The sequence below is a fragment of the Aquamicrobium sp. YD-1-mutant5 genome (assembly GCF_059509755.1).
The window spans coordinates 510,059-527,535 of sequence record NZ_JCAKKP010000001.1 but is presented as its reverse complement, the minus strand read 5'-3'; the positions used below and the strand labels follow the sequence as shown (position 1 = coordinate 527,535).

Below are 17,477 nucleotides of genomic sequence, written 5' to 3'. Positions count from 1 at the left end.
CGCTGATGGCTGACCTGTTCGGTTCCGCAACGCCCGAGGCAACCCCGCCCGGCCAGCCGCTGGCTGACCGTTTGCGGCCGAAAACGCTGGCCGAGGTTGTGGGGCAGGAGCATCTGACCGGGCCGGACGGTGCGTTGTCGCGCATGATCCGCTCCGGTTCGCTGGGCTCGATGATCTTCTGGGGACCTCCGGGCACCGGCAAGACCACCGTGGCGCGGTTGCTGGCGGGCGAGACGAGCCTCGCCTTCGAGCAGATTTCAGCGATCTTCACCGGCGTTGCCGATCTCAAGAAAGTGTTCGAGGCGGCGCGCCTGCGCCGTGCCAACGGCCGCCAGACCCTGCTCTTCGTCGACGAGATTCATCGCTTCAACCGCGCCCAGCAGGACAGCTTTCTGCCCGTCATGGAAGACGGCACCGTCATTCTGGTCGGTGCCACGACCGAAAATCCGTCTTTTGAGCTGAATGCGGCGCTGCTTTCCCGCGCCCGCGTGCTCACCTTCCGGTCTCTGGACGAGGATAGCATCGCCAGGCTTCTTTCCCGTGCCGAGGAAACGGAAGGCAAGCCGTTGCCGCTCGACGAGGAGGCGAGGGCGGCGCTCATCCGCATGGCGGACGGTGACGGACGCGCGTCGCTCACCCTTTCCGAGGAAGTGTGGCGGTCAGCGGGACCGGGCGAGGTGTTCGATGCGGAAACCCTGCTGAACGTGGTGCAGCGGCGTGCCCCGATCTACGACAAGGGGCAGGACGGGCATTACAACCTGATCTCCGCCCTGCACAAATCGGTGCGTGGTTCCGATCCTGATGCCGCGCTCTATTATCTGGCCCGCATGTTCGATGCCGGCGAGGACCCGCTCTTTCTCGGCCGGCGGCTGGTGCGCATGGCGGTGGAAGACATCGGGCTCGCCGATCCGCAGGCGCTGGTGGTCTGCAACGCCGCCAAGGATGCCTATGATTTTCTGGGCTCCCCGGAGGGCGAACTGGCGCTGGCGCAGGCCTGCGTCTATCTCGCCACCGCCCCGAAATCGAATGCGGTCTACACCGCCTACAAGGCATCGATGCGTGCCGCGAAGGAGTTCGGTTCCCTTCTGCCGCCCCGGCACATCCTGAATGCGCCGACAAAGCTGATGAAGGAAGAAAGCTACGGCGCCGGCTATCGCTACGACCACGATGAGCCGGACGCTTTTTCGGGGCAGGATTATTTCCCGGAAAAGATGGGCCGAAAGACGTTTTACGATCCCCCCGAACGCGGTTTCGAGCGCGAAATCAGGAAACGCCTTGAATACTGGGCGAAGCTGCGCAAGGAACGCGGCTGATACAATAAATCCCCCATGTGGCAAGGCCGCTCGCAAAAGCGGGCGCTTGGTGCTATCTGGCGGCCGGGATCAATGGACAGGCTCATGGCAGGCGTAGAACAGATAACGGTTGAGGCCGGTGAGGCCGGCATGCGGCTCGACCGCTGGTTCAAAGCTCACTATCCGGGGCTGGGTTTCGGACATCTGCAGAAACTGCTGCGCTCAGGGCAGGTTCGGGTCAATGGCGGCCGCGCCAAGGCCGATACGCGCGTCGAGCCAGGCCATGTCATCCGCATTCCGCCGCTTGAGGTGGATCGTAAGGCCAGCGAGCACATGACCGGCCACTCCATCCGCAATCAGGATGATGGCGATGTTCTGGCCCGCATGCTGCTGCATGAGGATCCGAAGGTTTACGTTTTCAACAAGCCGGCCGGCCTTGCCGTGCAGGGCGGTTCGGGCGTGACCCGCAATGTCGACGACATGCTGGAGGCGCTGCGCAATAAGAAGGGCGAGAAGCCGCGCCTCGTCCATCGGCTCGACCGGGACACCTCCGGCGTGCTCGTGGTGGCGCGCACGCGTCTGGCGGCGATGAAGCTGTCGGAATCGTTCCGTCATCGCGAGACGAAGAAGACCTATTGGGCACTGGTGAAGGGCGTTCCGCCGAAGCGCGAGGACAAGATTTCCACTTGGCTGATCAAGGAGCAGACGCCGGATGGCGACCGTATGCGGGTGGCCAGACATGGCGAGAAGGGCTCCGATCACGCGGTGAGCTTCTACCGTGTCGTCGAGCAGGCGGCACAGTCGCTGTCATGGCTGGAAATGGAGCCCTATACGGGCCGCACTCACCAGTTGCGTGTGCATGCGGCCCATATCGGCTGCCCGATCATCGGCGATCCGAAATATTTCGAAGCTGACACCAACTGGGATTTCCCCGGGGGAATGCAGAATCGCCTGCACCTGCATGCTCGCCGCATCGTGATTCCCCATCCCGACGGCGGCAGGATCGATGTGACCGCGCCCATGCCGCAACATATGCGCCAGAGCTGGAATTTGCTCGGTTTCGACGAGCAGAATGCCGAGGACGAGTAATGGGTTCACCGGATAAGGGCGGGAAGCCGGATATGCGAGATGTGCTGAAAGACGCTGAAAACAACATTCAGCTGTCGGATCCCGATCCGGTCAAACGCGCCCAGATACAGATGCGCACCCCTTTGCCGAAGCGGTTCTACAAGCAGGCTGCCGTTGTGCAGGATGGTGAGAACTTCGCGGTTCATCTTGACGGCAAGCCCGTGCGCACGCCCGGCAAAAACCTGCTCGCATTGCCGACCGAAGCGGCGACGAAGCTGGTGGCGCAGGAATTCGAAGAGCAGACCGAAGTCATCGATCCGATGAAGATGCCCGTCCTGAGGCTGGTCAACACGGCGATTGATGGCGTGGCCACCGATCCGCAGGCGGTGCTGGAGGATATTCTGCGTTTCGCCTCGACCGACATGCTTTGCTATCGCGCCGAAGGCCCGGAAAGCCTTGTCGAGAAGCAGAACACACACTGGGATCCGGTTCTCGACTGGGTTCAGACTGGTGTGGGGGCGCGTTTCAATCTTGCCGAAGGCGTCATGCATGTCGAGCAGCCGCGCGAGTCGATTGCGGTGCTGGGCGCATGGCTGGCGCGCCGCAATGATCCCTTTCGGCTGGCCGGCCTGCATGTCATGACATCGCTGACCGGTTCGGCCTTGCTGGCACTGGCGGTTGAAGCCGGTGAGATCGAATCGGAAGCCGCCTGGCTGGCAGCCCATGTCGATGAAGACTGGCAGATCGCCCAGTGGGGGCAGGATGCCGAGGCCGTGGCGCGACGCGCGCAGCGGCATCATGATTTCGTCGCCGCGGTAAAGCTTCTCGACAGTCTCGACTGATCCAGCAGCGGAAAACTTTTTTGCGACAGCAACTTGCCGGGCGCGCATGACGCGGTGCGCGAAATCGGCCGTTCGTCGCTTTGCCGGCTATATTAGACGAAAGTCATAATCCGAAAGCACTGGTGCCGTTTGCCACGGCTTTCTGTCACTTTTTTGCATATGGCGCTCGGCTGAAGTCGGCGCCTTTTGCCTCTTACCGGCGACAGGAGGGTCGCCAGGGAGGCAGCAAAGAGGAGGACCCCCAATGGCAATGGCATCAACCGCCGGCGGTTCGAGCCGCGGCATGACCCGGGAGGAGAAGAAGGTCATTTTTGCCTCTTCTCTCGGTACCGTCTTCGAATGGTACGATTTCTATCTTTACGGGTCTCTGGCCGTGTTCATCGGCTCTACCTTCTTCAGCCCGGCTATCCCTGAAGCAACCCGCAACATTTTCGCTCTGCTCGCTTTCGCTGCCGGCTTTCTCGTGCGCCCCTTCGGCGCGCTGGTGTTCGGCCGCCTGGGTGATCTCGTCGGCCGCAAATATACCTTCCTCGTCACCATGATCATCATGGGGCTTTCGACGTTTCTGGTCGGCATCCTGCCGGGATATGCGAGCTGGGGCATGGCCGCGCCGATCATCCTGATCGTTCTGCGCATGCTTCAGGGCCTTGCGCTGGGCGGCGAATATGGTGGTGCCGCCACCTATGTCGCCGAGCACGCGCCCGACGACCGGCGCGGCTTCTACACCTCGTGGATCCAGACCACGGCAACGCTCGGCCTGTTCCTGTCGCTGATCGTGATCCTGCTGGTGCAGGCTTCGCTCGACGCGAAGGACTATGCGGCGTGGGGCTGGCGCATTCCCTTCATCGTCTCCTTCCTGCTGCTGGGCGTGTCCATATGGATCCGTCTGTCGCTTTCGGAATCACCGACTTTCAAGCGCATGAAGGCTGAGGGCAAAACCTCGAAGGCGCCGCTCTCGGAGGCTTTCGGCCAGTGGAAGAACGCGAAGATCGCGCTGCTGGCGCTGCTGGGTCTCACCGCCGGGCAGGCCGTAGTCTGGTACAACGGCCAGTTCTACGCGCTGTTCTTCCTCACCAATGTCTTGAAGGTCGATGCGTGGTCGGTAAACATCATGATCGCGATTGCGCTCGCCGTCGGTTCGATCTTCTTCGTTGTGTTCGGCTGGCTTTCCGACAAGATCGGCCGCAAGCCGATCATCATGGCGGGCTTCGTGCTGGCGATCCTCACCACCTTCCCGCTGTTCAAGGCACTGACATGGGCGGCGAACCCGACGCTTGCGGCCGCTCAGCAGAACATGCGTGCAACCGTGACCGCCGCGCCGGGCGACTGCCGGTTCCAGTTCAATCCGGTTGGCACCGCCAAGTTCACCACATCCTGTGACATCGCCACATCGTTCCTCACCCGCAACTCGGTGCCGTATGACGTGGTGGCGACAGCCGTGCCGGGCACGGCAGCCACCGTTACCATCGGCGATGAAACAGTCGGGTCGTTCGATGCCATTGCCGCCGGCGCCGATGCCAAGGCAAAGGAAACGGCCTTCCAGAAGGGCGTCAACATCGCGCTGCAGGATGGCGGTTATCCGTTGCGGCGTGCAGCCAGCGTGGTGGCCGACCAGAAACTGGATGCCTTCGTCGCAGCCAATCCTGAACTCAATCTGGATGCGGCGGCCGTACGCAATGGTGATAAGAAAACCATTCCGGTCGCGCAGGCCATCACCGACAAGGTGATCACTGCCGAGGAAGCTGCCGGTGCCACCGAGATAACGGCCTACAGCATTCCTAACTCGGGTGCATTCACCATGTATGCCGACCCCGACAAGGTGAACTGGCCGCTGACGATCGGCATCCTGTTCATCCTCGTCCTCTATGTGACGATGGTTTACGGGCCGATCGCCGCGATTCTGGTCGAAATGTTCCCGACCCGCATCCGCTACACCGGCATGTCGTTGCCCTATCACATCGGCAATGGCTGGTTCGGTGGCCTGTTGCCGGCAACCGTGTTCGCGCTGAGTGCCTATAAGGGCGATATCTACTTCGGCCTCTGGTACCCGGTGGCGATTGCGGCGATGTCGCTGATCGTCGGCCTGCTGTTCGTCAAGGACACGCTGGGAACCAACCTGTCCGCCAACGACTGATCAGCTTGCCTCCAGAAATGAAACCGCCCCGTTTTGCGACGGGGCGGTTTTTTGTTTCCGGGTAGAAAACGCCTGCGATGCTTTGCTGCTATTCGGAAGCCGAAGTGCACTCGAGCACGGGTTTTGCGTCTTCACCGGCAGTCAGGTCGCGCAATGTGGCGTCGTCGCCCTTCGACCACCATTCATACTGGCCTGCTGCGTAGCGGGCTCCCGAAGCGGCTATCACCGAGGCAAAGACGGTGGATTTTCCCTCGACCGGCAGGATGGCGAGGAAGTTCGGATCCGCATTCACATAGCTGACCGAAAGGGTCTCGCTTCCGCATGTGTAGGTAACAGTGTTGATGCTCGCTTCACCGGAGGCCTCGAGCGGGAGCGTGATGTGGGGCTGGGCCTGCTGGGCGTGTGCAGGCGCTGAGACCACACAGGCTGCAAACCCGGCGGCGGCGATGAGGCGAAGATGATGCATGGCTGGCTCCTGCTCGTGATGCAATGCAGGCAAGTTCAACATCGCGTGGAAATCAGGGTCAAGCAGAAGGAACCGTTTTTACCGATCACGCGCCTTACTGTCGGGCAGCCCTTAATCAGTTGCTGGTGGCGATGACGGCTCCAAGTGCCGCGCCGCCAAGCCCGCCGACAACGGCTCCCCCGGTTCCGCCGACTGCGGCGCCTGCAAGTGCGCCCGAACCCGCACCGATGGCAGCGCCGCTGGCTGTGCGCATGGCCTGCGACGAGCCGCACCCTGACAGCGACGCAACGGCGATGGCGATGATCAGAAACCTGCTCATGACGATTCTCCGGAAAGGATGATTTTCCGAAACTCGGGAATGAGGGTTAAGATTTGATTGAGCCGGCCTGTCAGCCGGCGATGAGGGCTTTCACGCCATCAGCCACGAATTGCACGGCCAGCGCCGCCAGAATGACGCCCAGCAGGCGCGTGAGGATCGAGCGTCCGGTTTCGCCCAGAATGCGGTCGATGCGTTCAGCCAGCAGAAACACCAGATAGGTGACGGCAAGGCACAGGAAGATGATGCCGACAAGCGCTGCCTGTCCGGCAAAGCCCTGAAACGACCCCGACAGAAGCACGGTGGCGGAGATCGCGCCGGGGCCGGCAATCAGGGGAATGGCGAGCGGGAAGGCGGCGATGTTGTGGATGTGGTCGCGGGTTATGGCAACGTCGGAAATCTTTTCCTTGCGGTCGTTGCGCTTCTCGAAAACCATCTCGAAGGCAATGAAGAAAAGCAGGAATCCGCCGGCGACGCGGAATGCCGCCAGCGTGATGCCGAAGACGGAGAGGATGGAAGAGCCCGCGACTGCAAAAAGTGCCAGCAGGGCGAAGCCGATCACGCTGGCGCGGACGGACACCTGCATGCGCTGGGCGCGGTTCATGTTGCTCGTTACAGCCAGGAATATCGGTGCCAGTCCGGGCGGATCTATCGTTACAAGCAGTGTAACGAACGCATTGAAAAGGCTGTCGAAATTCGGCATTGGCATATGTCCCCTGTCGTTTCAGGCTAACGCAACGCGGCCGCTGGCGCCAGTGGCGGGGCGGCGTATTCGGGCGGATGGTTCCGCGCTTGCGGGCGACTGGTTTGCCAATTTTCTCCAAAAACCCATATCCATTTGAAATAACGTGGAAAATCAGTTCTGGAAAAGATCGCTGGCTGTTGGAGAATTGAGGGTCGATCCTATATAAGGGAAGAATGATTCCCAGAATGTGTGACCTGATTTGACCGACAAAGATACACCGCGCGGTGCCGACGGCGATCCGACTGGCATCGAACCGATTTCCATCGTCGAGGAGATGCAGCGCTCCTATCTCGATTACGCCATGAGCGTGATCGTCAGCCGCGCTCTGCCTGACGTTCGCGACGGCCTCAAGCCCGTCCATCGCCGTATCCTCTACGCGTCCCATGAAAGCGGCTACCACTGGAACCGCAAATATGTGAAGTCGGCCCGCCCGGTGGCCGACGTGATGGGTAAATACCATCCGCATGGCGATGCCTCGATCTACGACGCCCTTGTGCGCATGGCGCAGGACTGGTCGATGAGCGTGCCGCTGATCGACGGGCAGGGCAATTTCGGCTCCATCGACGGCGATCCGCCGGCGGCCATGCGCTATACCGAAGCGCGCCTTGCGAAGGTCGCTCATGAGCTTCTGGAGGATATCGACAAGGACACTGTCGATTTTCAGGATACCTATGACGCCTCCGGTCAGGAGCCGCGCGTCATTCCCGCCCGTTTTCCGAACCTGCTGGTCAACGGCTCGGGCGGCATCGCGGTCGGCATGGCCACGAACATTCCGCCGCACAATCTGGCCGAGGTCTGTAACGGCGCCATTGCCATCATCGACAATCCCGCCATCGATCTGACGGACCTGATGGAAATCATTCCCGGTCCGGATTTCCCAACGGGAGGCATCGTCCTTGGGCGTTCGGGCATCTACAATGCCTATTCGACCGGCCGTGGGTCCATCGTGATGCGCGGCAAGATCGATATCGAGCCCATGCGCGGTGATCGCGAAGCCATAGTCATCACCGAGGTTCCTTATCAGGTGAACAAGGCTTCGATGATCGAGAAGATGGCCGAACTGGTGCGCGACAAGCGCATCGAGGGCATCTCCGATATTCGCGACGAGAGCGACCGTCAGGGGTATCGCGTGGTCGTCGAGCTGAAGCGCGACGCCAATGCCGAGGTGATCCTCAACCAGCTCTATCGTTATACGCCTCTGCAAACCTCGTTTGGCGCCAATGTGGTGGCGCTGAACGGCGGCAAGCCGGAGGTCATGACGCTCATCGACATGCTGAAGGCCTTCGCGATATTCCGCGAGGAGGTGATCAGCCGCCGCACGAAATATCTGCTGCGCAAGGCGCGCGACAGGGCTCATGTGCTGGTTGGCCTGGCGATCGCCGTGGCCAATATCGATGAAGTCATCAAGCTGATCCGCCATGCGCCCGATCCGCAGACGGCGCGTGAGCAGCTGATGGAGCGCCGCTGGCCGGCGGCGGATGTGGAATCGCTGATCCATCTGATCGACGATCCGCGCCACCGCATCAACGAGGACGGCACCTACAACCTCTCCGAGGAACAGGCGCGCGCCATTCTCGAACTGCGGCTGCAACGCCTGACCGCGCTTGGCCGTGACGAGATCGCCGACGAACTGAACACCATTGGCGAGGAAATCCGCGACTATCTGGACATCCTGTCCTCGCGCGCCCGCATCCAGCAGATCGTCAAGGACGAGCTGATCGCCGTTCGTGACGAGTTCGGCGTGCCGCGCCGCACGGAGCTTGCCGATGGCGGCGCCGATATGGATGACGAGGACCTTATCCAGCGTGAGGATATGGTCGTTACCGTCAGCCATTCCGGATACATCAAGCGCGTCCCGCTGTCGCTCTACCGGGCGCAGCGTCGCGGCGGCAAAGGCCGCTCCGGCATGTCGACCAAGGACGAGGATTTCGTCACCCGGCTGTTCGTGGCCAACACGCACACGCCGGTGCTGTTCTTCTCGTCACGCGGCATCGTCTACAAGGAAAAGGTGTGGCGCCTGCCCATCGGCAGCCCGCAATCGCGCGGCAAGGCGCTCATCAACATGCTGCCATTGCAGCAGGGCGAGCGCATCACCACCATCATGCCGCTGCCCGAGGACGAGGCAAGCTGGGGTGAGCTGGATGTGATGTTCGCCACCACCCGTGGCACCGTGCGCCGCAACAAGCTGTCCGACTTCGTTGACGTCAAGCGCAACGGCAAGATCGCCATGAAGCTGGATGAGGGCGACGAAATTCTGGGCGTCGAGACCTGCACCGAAAATGACGACGTGCTGCTGACGGTTGCGTCGGGGCAGTGCATCCGCTTCTCCGTCTCGGATGTGCGTGTCTTCGCCGGCCGCAATTCGGTCGGCGTGCGCGGCATATCGATGGTGGAAGGCGATCGCGGCATTTCCATGACGATCATCGAGCATGTCGATGCAAGCCCGGCCGAGCGCGCCGCTTATCTCAAGCGTGCTGCCGTCGAGCGGCGTCTGTTGTCCGGCAATGGCGACGATGAGGAAATCGCGCTCACCAACGAGGAAGTTGGCGACGATGCGCAAATCGATGACGAGCGCTATGAGTTCCTGAAGGAGCACGAACAGTTCGTGCTCACCGTCACGGAATTCGGGTATGGCAAGCGCTCTTCCTCTTACGATTTCCGGCTGACCAATCGTGGCGGCAAGGGCATTCGTGCCACCGACGTCTCGAAGGTCGATGAAATCGGACGGCTTGTCGCGACATTCCCCGTGGGTAATGACGATCAGATCATGCTGGTTTCCGATGGCGGTACGGTGATCCGCGTGCCCGTCCACGGCATTCGCTTCGCCAGCCGCGCCACCAAGGGCGTTACCATCTTCAACACCGCCGAAGGCGAGAAGGTGGTTTCCGTCGAGCGGATTTCCGAACCGGGATCTGACGAGGACGAAAACGGCGACGCCGAAACTGATGCCGTCAATGGCGGCGAAGGTGCTGACGCAGCCGGCGACATTTCGGCAACTTCCGAAGGCCCGGCAATTTCTGAAGGCGGTGAGCCGCAGGCGGAATGATCCGCAGCGGCTCGTGTCGGCTCAGCACTACCGCTCCTGCGCTTCCCTACATCTGGTAGGGATTGCGCGGGCGCAGCGGAAAGCCGGCAGAGCGGCGTTGTGAGCGGTTGCGTTCAGCTTCCTGATGCAGTCCGAAAACTGTGGCTATCAGCATCGCGATAGTCATGGCGGCTGCGAGCATGTAGATAATCATGATCGTGTCTCCTGTAACCTGAACGCGTGACTGTGGTTTTGGTTTCATGCTGATTGTTCTGCTTAAGTTCGGTGATTCGCCTTGAACGGCTTCTGACATGCATGTTCATTCTGCATTCATGTGCGCCAAACCCATTTGAGGAAGCCAATGCGTTGCGTTCGGCTCCGGCTGTCTCTAGAAGCAATCTGCCATGACTGAACGTATCGCCATCTATGCCGGTTCCTTCGACCCGCTCACCAACGGCCATCTGGACGTGCTGAAAGCGTCGCTTGCGATTGCCGATAAGGTTTATGCCGCCATAGGCATTCACCCGGGCAAGAAGCCGCTGTTCTCGTTCGAAGAGCGCGTCGATCTGATCAGCTCGGTTGCACGCCATGAGCTGGGCAGTGACAGCGAGCGCATTTCCGTCGTCTCGTTTGACGGGCTGGTGGTGGAGGCGGCGCGCCGTCTCGGGGCCTCGATCATGATTCGCGGCCTGCGCGACGGCACGGATCTCGACTACGAGATGCAGATGGCTGGCATGAACGAAGTCATGGCGCCGGATCTTCAGACCATCTTTCTGCCGGCAAGTCCTTCGGTGCGAACCATTACCGCCACACTCGTGCGGCAGATCGCTGCCATGGGCGGTAACATCGAGCCGTTCGTGCCCGCTGCGGTCGTCTCACCTCTGATCGCCAAATTCGCGAAATAGCTGGAGATATTCCATCATGCTCAAGAAGCTCGCGGCCTTTGCCATCGTGGTTGGCGGCCTTGCCGTCGCCGCGCTCCCGGTCATGGCCGCCGAACCTGAAGACACTCTTGTCCTGACACTCAAGGATGGCGATGTCACCATCGGGCTGCGCCCCGACCTCGCGCCGAAGCATGTCGAGCAGATCCGGAAGCTGGTGCGCGACGGCGCTTATGACAATGTGGCCTTCCACCGGGTCATCGACGGTTTCATGGCCCAGACCGGTGATGTGCAATATGGCGACATGGAAGACGGCTTCAATCCACGTGCCGTCGGCACGGGCGGCTCCGATCTTCCGGACCTGCCGGCGGAGTTCTCGAACGAGAAGTTCGAGCGTGGCGTGGTCGGAATGGCCCGCGCCCAGAACCCGAACTCCGCGAATTCCCAGTTCTTCATCATGTTTGCGCCGGCCCCGTCTCTGAACGGCGACTATACCGTTGTCGGCAAAGTCGAGAGCGGCATGGACCTGGTGGACAAGATCAAGAAGGGCTCAAACGCGCAGAATGGCTCGGTGGCCAGTCCCGATCGCATCGTCAAAGCCCGCATAGCGGCTGACAACTGATCATTTTAAAAGAGGAATTCTGAACATGGCTGAGATCAAGGACCGCGAAAACGCGCTCATCATGGAAACCACGCAGGGACAGGTGGTGATTGAACTGTTCCCCGATCTGGCCCCCGGCCATGTCGGGCGCATCAAGGAACTGGCCCGCGAAGGCGCTTATGACGGCGTTGTTTTCCACCGAGTCATCGATGGCTTCATGGCCCAGACCGGCGATGTGAAGTTCGGCAAGACGGACTCGAAGGATTTCAACCCGGGCCGCGCCGGCATGGGTGGTTCGGACAAGCCGGACCTGAAGGCCGAGTTCTCCAACACCAATCACGGCCGCGGCACCTGCTCCATGGCTCGCGCCCAGAACCCGAATTCCGCTAACTCGCAGTTCTTCATCTGCTTCGAGGACGCTTCTTTCCTCAACCGGCAGTACACGGTCTGGGGCCAGGTGATCGAAGGCATGGAGAACGTCGACAAGATCAAGCGCGGTGAGCCCGTGCAGAACCCCGACAAGATCGTCTCGCTGAAGGTTGCGGCCGACGTCGCGGCCTGAAGCTGAAGGGACCATGGAGATGGCAGCTGTATTGTGGGCACTGCTGGGCGTGATGGCTGGCGCTTTCGTCGCCATTCAGGCGCCCATCAATGCTGAGCTGGCGCGCGGGCTTGGCTCGCCGCTGGCTGCTGCTGCCATCTCCTTTCTTGCCGGCGCCATTGTTCTTGGTGTGGTGACTTTCATCGTCACCCGCACGCAGGGCACCTCTATTACCTGGCGCGAGCCGCAGGCATGGCTGTTCGTGGCGGGCGGCCTGCTCGGCACTGTCTATGTCACGACGAGCATTCTCCTTATTCCGCGCATCGGTGCCGCAGCGCTGATCGCATTTCTGATTACCGGACAGCTCATTGCCGGAATGGTCATCGACCGCGTTGGATTTCTGGGCGTTGCCGTGCGCGAAATATCGCTCGGACGGCTGGCCGGCGCGGGGCTCCTGATCGTCGGAGCGGTGATGGTCCGCTATCTCTGATGCGTGTCGATCTTTTCGATTTCGATCTTCCTGAAGAGCGCATTGCGTTGCGCCCGGCTGAGCCTCGCGACTCCGCCAGACTGCTGAAAGTCCGCTCCGGCGAACCGTTTGAAGATCTCTCCGTGCGCGATCTGCCCTCGCTGCTGCAGCCGGGCGACGTGCTCGTGTTCAACGACACCAGAGTTATCCCCGCACAGCTGAAGGGCATGCGCCGCCGCGGCGATGCAACCGCACAGGTTGACGCGACGCTGCATATGCGCGTCGGCCCCGACCGGTGGCTGGCTTTCATGCGGCCCGGCAAACGGGTGGCCGAAGGCGACCGAATTCATTTCGGCCACGACGGCTCATCCTGTTTCCTCGGCCAGCTTGATGCCACTGTTGTTGAAAAGCGGGAAGGCGGCGAGGTGCTGCTGGCTTTCGATGTGTCGGGTCCCTTCCTCGACGAGGCGTTGCATGCGGTCGGACACATTCCGCTTCCGCCCTACATCGCCTCGAAGCGCGCGGATGACGAGCGCGATCGGCGCGACTACCAGACCATCTACGCGAGGGAGGAGGGCGCCGTTGCCGCTCCTACCGCCGGCCTGCATTTCACACCGGAGCTGTTTGCGGCACTCGATGCCATGGGCGTGGAACGCCGCTTCGTGACGCTTCATGTCGGTGCCGGCACCTTCCTGCCGGTCAAGGCGGACGACACCGATCAGCACAGGATGCATTCCGAAAGCGGCGTCGTGTCCGCTGAAACTGCCGCCGCCCTCAATGCCGCCCATGAGCGGGGAAGCCGCATCGTTGCGGTCGGGACGACTTCGTTGCGTCTTCTGGAAAGCGCGGCGGCGGAAGATGGCACAGTGAAGGAGTGGTCCGGCGCTACGGATATTTTCATTACGCCCGGATACCGCTTCCGCACCGCGGACATGCTGATGACGAATTTCCATCTGCCGCGCTCCACGCTGTTCATGCTGGTTTCGGCCTTTGCCGGAATGGAAACAATGCGTGCGGCCTATGAGCATGCAATTTCGACCGGCTACCGCTTCTATTCCTATGGCGATTCCAGCCTTCTTTTCAGGCAGGCAACATGACCACCAATTTTGCATTTCGTGTGCTCGCAAGCGACGGAAAGGCGCGGCGCGGCGAAGTTGTGATGCCGCGCGGCACGGTGCGCACTCCGGCTTTCATGCCTGTAGGCACCGGCGGAACCGTCAAGGCCATGTATATGGATCAGGTGCGCGGCACAGGCGCCGACATCATCCTTGGCAACACCTACCACCTCATGCTGCGGCCAGGAGCCGAGCGTGTCGCACGGCTCGGCGGCCTGCATGAACTGGCGCGCTGGCCTTGGCCCATTCTCACCGATTCCGGCGGCTTTCAGGTTATGTCGCTGTCGAAGCTGCGCAAGCTGACCGAGCATGGCGTCACCTTCCGCTCGCACATCGACGGCGCACCCTATGAGATGACGCCCGAGCGCTCGATCGAAATTCAGGGACTGCTCGATTCCGACATTCAGATGCAGCTCGACGAATGCACGGCGCTGCCGGCAGAACATGCCGAGATCGAGCGGGCCATGGAGCTGTCGCTGCGCTGGGCGGAGCGCTGCAAGACGGCATTCGGCGACCAGCCGGGCAAGGCCATGTTCGGCATAGTGCAGGGCGGCGACAATCCGGAACTGCGCGTGCGGTCGGCGCAGGCGTTGAAGGCGATGGATCTGAAGGGCTACGCGGTTGGCGGTCTTGCCGTGGGCGAGCCGCAGGCAGTGATGCTGGACATGCTTGAGATCACCTGTCCGGAACTACCCGTCGACAAGCCGCGCTACCTGATGGGCGTCGGCACGCCTGACGACATACTGAAATCAGTGGCGCGCGGCATCGACATGTTCGACTGCGTGATGCCGACGCGGGCAGGGCGGCACGGACTGGCCTACACGCGTCGCGGCAAGGTCAATCTGCGCAATGCCCGCCATGCCGACGATCACCGCCCGCTGGACGAGGAAAGCGATTGCCCCGCCGCGCGCGACTATTCCCGGGCCTATCTCCATCATCTCGTGCGCTCGCAGGAAGCGCTGGGAGCCATGCTGCTGACCTGGAACAACCTCGCCTACTACCAGCGCCTCATGCAGGATATTCGCGACGCCATCGCGGCCGGACAGTTCGTCGAGCGCGCCGCCGCGATTTCGGAAGGTTGGGCAAGAGGCGACATCCCGGCCCTGTAAGCCTTTCGCCGCACAACTTGAAAGCAGCCGGCCAAACTGCGACAACAGCATCAACACAACCGATTGCGGACTGGACAGGCGATGAAGACGTTTTTCGTGCAGATCAAATGCGACCTCGGCAAATCCTATGAGGTGGCCAGCGAGCTGGCGGATGCCGAGATCGCTTCCGAGATCTATTCCACTGCCGGCCAGTTCGACCTGCTCGCGAAGTTCTATGTCGATGATGACGAGGATGTTGGCCATTTCGTCAATCAGCGTGTGCAGATCATTCCGGGCATCAAGGACACTTTTACGATGGTGACTTTCCGGGCCTTCTAGGTAGTTGCGGTTAGCCAGCCCCTTGGGGTGGCTAGGCGCACATGCCTCATGCATGCCGCAAGGGAAGTGTTTGCACTGTTCACGGCTTTCGTTTTCGTTTAAAAGCGAAAAAAGCGAAAACGGAGCCATGCAGCATGCCGGATATGTATCTGCCGCCACGCCACGCCGAAATCCTCCAGATGGCCAAGGACAGGGGCAGGGTTCTGGTCGATGATCTTGCCGCCCATTTCGCCGTCACGCCGCAGACAATACGCAAGGATCTCAACGATCTGTGTGACCAGCGCCTGCTGAGCCGCATTCACGGCGGTGCCCTGTTTCCCTCCGGTATCGAGAACATGGAGTATGAAGCACGGCGCAAGATCGCGGCCGACGAGAAGGATGCGATCGGGAAGGCCGCCGCGGAACTCATTCCCGACAATGCTTCCCTGTTCATCAACATCGGCACCACCACGGAAGCGGTCAGCAAGGCGCTTCTCGATCATTCCGGCCTGATGGTCATTACCAATAATATCAATGTTGCCAACAGGATGCGGGTTTACCCTTCGATTGAGGTCGTGATCGCGGGCGGCGTTGTGCGCGGCTCCGATGGTGGTGTCGTCGGCGAGGCCGCGGTCGATTTCATCCGCCAGTTCAAGGTCGATTATGCGGTAATCGGAGCCTCCGCGATCGATCATGACGGTGCGCTGCTTGATTTCGATTTTCGCGAGGTGAAGGTGGCGCAGGCGATCATCGCCAATGCGCGCCATGTCATCCTCGTTTCCGACAGGACCAAGTTCGAGCGCACGGCTCCGGTGCGGATCGGGCACCTGTCGCAGGTCAACACCATGATCACCGACCGGTGCGAGATCGAGTCCGTTCGGCGCATCTGCGCAGATGCAGGCGTGACGCTGATCGAGACATCGGCAGCCGGTGGATGACTGTCAGATTTTAGTCATGTTTCGTTTGACATTCGTATTTAGTTCGTAATAATTCTCTTATGGTTTGGATGCCGGCAAATTTGCTGCGCTGCGAAACCATGGGAGGCATTTGGTGGATAGTTCCCCAGTCTATGACATTCTTGTCGTCGGCGGCGGCATCAACGGTTGCGGTATCGCCCGTGACGCCGCGGGCCGGGGATATTCGGTTTTTCTCGCCGAAATGGACGATCTGGCCAGCGGCACCTCGTCCGGCTCCACCAAGCTCATTCATGGCGGCCTTCGCTATCTGGAACATTACGAGTTCCGGCTGGTGCGCGAAGCGCTCATGGAGCGCGAGGTTCTGTGGCGCAATGCGCCGCACATCATCTGGCCGATGCGCTTCGTCCTGCCCTATGCGAAAGGCCTGCGTCCTGCATGGATGCTGCGGCTCGGCCTGTTCATCTACGATTATATCGGCGGGCGAAAGCTGCTGCCGCCGACGCGCACGCTCGACATGCGTCGCGATCCTTCAGGCAAGCCACTCAAGCCAGGTTTCGCGAAAGCTTTTGAATATTCGGATGGCTGGGTCAACGATGCCCGCCTCGTTGTGTTGAATGCGGCTGATGCCGCGGCGCGGGGTGCGGAAATCCACACCCGGACCATGGTGGAGGATGCCCGCTTCGAGGATGGTATCTGGAGCATTCTTCTTCATGACCGGCTGACTGAGGAGCATCGCGAGGTCAGGGCGCGTCTGGTTGTCAATGCCGCAGGTCCGTGGGTTGACCAGGTGCTGTCGCGTGCGCTTGGTCGCAACAATGCTCACAATGTGCGCCTCGTGCAGGGCAGTCATATTGTCGTGCGCAGAAAATTCGATGATCCGCGCGCCTATTTCTTCCAGAATGCGGACGGGCGCATCATTTTCGCGATCCCCTACGAGGAAGAGTTCACCCTGATCGGCACGACCGATCAGGATTATGCGGGCGATCCGCATGATGTGAAGATCACCGATGCGGAGATCGATTATCTTTGCGCTGCGGCCAGCGAATATTTCGTCGAGCCTGTGCAGCGCTCCGATATCGTATGGACCTATTCGGCTGTGCGTCCGCTTTACGATGATGGTGCTTCGAAGGCGCAGGAAGCAACGCGCGATTATGTGCTGAGAACCGAACCGGGCGACGGGCCGATCATCAACGCTTTTGGCGGCAAGATCACGACTTATCGGCGCCTTGCGGAATCCATGCTTGAGAAGATCGAGGGCATCCTCGGCAAAAAAGGTCGGTCATGGACGGCAGATGCGCCGCTGCCCGGCGGTGATTTTCCACCAACCGGCTATGAGGCCGAAGTGGAGAAGTTGCGGAAGGCTTATCCTTTCCTTGATCTTCACCATGCACGGCGGCTTGTGCGTCTCTACGGCACCAATGCCCGCGTTCTGCTGGGCGATGCGAAATCTCTGGCTGAACTGGGCCGGAATTTCGGCGCCGATCTCTATGAAGCCGAAGTGCGTTACCTTGTCGATCATGAGTGGGCGGTGACGTCGGAAGATGTACTGTGGCGCAGGACCAAGCGTGGTCTGAAATTGTCGCAGAAGGAAGCCGTTGCGCTGGATGAGTTCATGAAGGGCCTGAGCCGCCGGGAATCGGCTGCGGCGGAATAGCGGGG

General features: G+C 60.9%; 18 protein-coding genes. 14 read left to right on the top strand and 4 right to left on the bottom strand.

What is annotated here, in order from left to right:
* Positions 1–5 precede the first annotated feature (5 nt).
* From AC5XE7_RS02540 to AC5XE7_RS02525, 4 genes are all read left to right on the top strand, one after another.
* Positions 6–1,313, top strand: coding sequence for a replication-associated recombination protein A (locus AC5XE7_RS02540; protein WP_495364285.1), 1,308 nt, complete (start codon positions 6–8; stop codon positions 1,311–1,313).
* 84 nt (positions 1,314–1,397) lie between these two features.
* Positions 1,398–2,381, top strand: a complete 984-nt coding sequence (locus AC5XE7_RS02535; protein ID WP_239798653.1) for an RluA family pseudouridine synthase — start codon at positions 1,398–1,400, stop codon at positions 2,379–2,381.
* Between the two features lie 32 nt (positions 2,382–2,413).
* Entirely contained in the window at positions 2,414–3,202 is a 789-nt protein-coding gene (locus AC5XE7_RS02530; protein ID WP_495364646.1) for an ATP12 family chaperone protein, read from the top strand.
* A gap of 244 nt (positions 3,203–3,446) precedes the next feature.
* On the top strand, positions 3,447–5,336 hold the full coding sequence (locus tag AC5XE7_RS02525) for an MFS transporter (protein WP_495364286.1): 1,890 nt from the start codon (positions 3,447–3,449) through the stop codon (positions 5,334–5,336).
* Positions 5,337–5,424: 88 nt separating this feature from the next.
* Here AC5XE7_RS02525 and AC5XE7_RS02520 read toward each other — a convergent pair whose 3' ends face one another.
* The 3 genes from AC5XE7_RS02520 to AC5XE7_RS02510 all read right to left on the bottom strand — a co-directional run bounded on the left by AC5XE7_RS02520 (position 5,425) and on the right by AC5XE7_RS02510 (position 6,821).
* Entirely contained in the window at positions 5,425–5,802 is a 378-nt protein-coding gene (locus AC5XE7_RS02520; RefSeq protein ID WP_495364287.1) for an MliC family protein, read from the bottom strand.
* A gap of 115 nt (positions 5,803–5,917) precedes the next feature.
* Positions 5,918–6,121 (bottom strand): YMGG-like glycine zipper-containing protein, encoded by a 204-nt coding sequence (locus AC5XE7_RS02515; RefSeq protein ID WP_239798656.1) that lies wholly within the window; start codon positions 6,119–6,121, stop codon positions 5,918–5,920.
* Between the two features lie 70 nt (positions 6,122–6,191).
* Positions 6,192–6,821 (bottom strand): MarC family protein, encoded by a 630-nt coding sequence (locus AC5XE7_RS02510; RefSeq protein WP_495364288.1) that lies wholly within the window; start codon positions 6,819–6,821, stop codon positions 6,192–6,194.
* 241 nt (positions 6,822–7,062) lie between these two features.
* On the opposite strand from AC5XE7_RS02510, the gene gyrA reads away from it, so the two are divergent.
* On the top strand, positions 7,063–9,909 hold the full coding sequence (gene gyrA, locus AC5XE7_RS02505) for a DNA gyrase subunit A (protein ID WP_495364289.1): 2,847 nt from the start codon (positions 7,063–7,065) through the stop codon (positions 9,907–9,909).
* A gap of 46 nt (positions 9,910–9,955) precedes the next feature.
* Here gyrA and AC5XE7_RS02500 read toward each other — a convergent pair whose 3' ends face one another.
* Positions 9,956–10,102, bottom strand: coding sequence for a hypothetical protein (locus AC5XE7_RS02500; protein WP_239798658.1), 147 nt, complete (start codon positions 10,100–10,102; stop codon positions 9,956–9,958).
* Between the two features lie 190 nt (positions 10,103–10,292).
* Between AC5XE7_RS02500 and coaD the strand changes: the two genes are divergently transcribed.
* The 9 genes from coaD (at position 10,293) to glpD (ending at position 17,472) form a co-directional block, all read left to right on the top strand.
* Complete coding sequence (gene coaD / locus AC5XE7_RS02495; protein WP_183829846.1) at positions 10,293–10,793, top strand: pantetheine-phosphate adenylyltransferase; 501 nt, start codon at positions 10,293–10,295, stop codon at positions 10,791–10,793.
* Between the two features lie 16 nt (positions 10,794–10,809).
* Positions 10,810–11,391 (top strand): peptidylprolyl isomerase, encoded by a 582-nt coding sequence (locus tag AC5XE7_RS02490; protein ID WP_495364290.1) that lies wholly within the window; start codon positions 10,810–10,812, stop codon positions 11,389–11,391.
* Positions 11,392–11,416: 25 nt separating this feature from the next.
* Positions 11,417–11,932 carry a peptidylprolyl isomerase gene (locus AC5XE7_RS02485; protein WP_183829852.1) on the top strand — a complete coding sequence of 172 codons (516 nt, stop codon included), beginning with the start codon at positions 11,417–11,419 and terminating at the stop codon, positions 11,930–11,932.
* A gap of 19 nt (positions 11,933–11,951) precedes the next feature.
* A complete protein-coding gene (locus AC5XE7_RS02480) occupies positions 11,952–12,401 on the top strand; it encodes a DMT family transporter (protein ID WP_183829855.1) in 450 nt (149 codons plus the stop codon).
* A complete protein-coding gene (gene queA / locus AC5XE7_RS02475) occupies positions 12,401–13,477 on the top strand; it encodes a tRNA preQ1(34) S-adenosylmethionine ribosyltransferase-isomerase QueA (RefSeq protein ID WP_495364291.1) in 1,077 nt (358 codons plus the stop codon). Before AC5XE7_RS02480 ends, queA begins: the two co-directional genes overlap by 1 nt.
* A complete protein-coding gene (gene tgt, locus AC5XE7_RS02470; RefSeq protein ID WP_495364292.1) occupies positions 13,474–14,604 on the top strand; it encodes a tRNA guanosine(34) transglycosylase Tgt in 1,131 nt (376 codons plus the stop codon). The genes queA and tgt overlap by 4 nt, the downstream gene beginning before the upstream one ends.
* A gap of 81 nt (positions 14,605–14,685) precedes the next feature.
* Positions 14,686–14,922 (top strand): Lrp/AsnC ligand binding domain-containing protein, encoded by a 237-nt coding sequence (locus AC5XE7_RS02465; protein WP_183829864.1) that lies wholly within the window; start codon positions 14,686–14,688, stop codon positions 14,920–14,922.
* Positions 14,923–15,065: 143 nt separating this feature from the next.
* The gene (locus AC5XE7_RS02460) at positions 15,066–15,839 is read left to right on the top strand and encodes a DeoR/GlpR family DNA-binding transcription regulator (protein ID WP_495364647.1); all 774 of its coding nucleotides are present in this window, start codon (positions 15,066–15,068) and stop codon (positions 15,837–15,839) included.
* Between the two features lie 112 nt (positions 15,840–15,951).
* The gene (glpD, locus tag AC5XE7_RS02455) at positions 15,952–17,472 is read left to right on the top strand and encodes a glycerol-3-phosphate dehydrogenase (protein WP_495364294.1); all 1,521 of its coding nucleotides are present in this window, start codon (positions 15,952–15,954) and stop codon (positions 17,470–17,472) included.
* Positions 17,473–17,477: the final 5 nt, after the last annotated feature.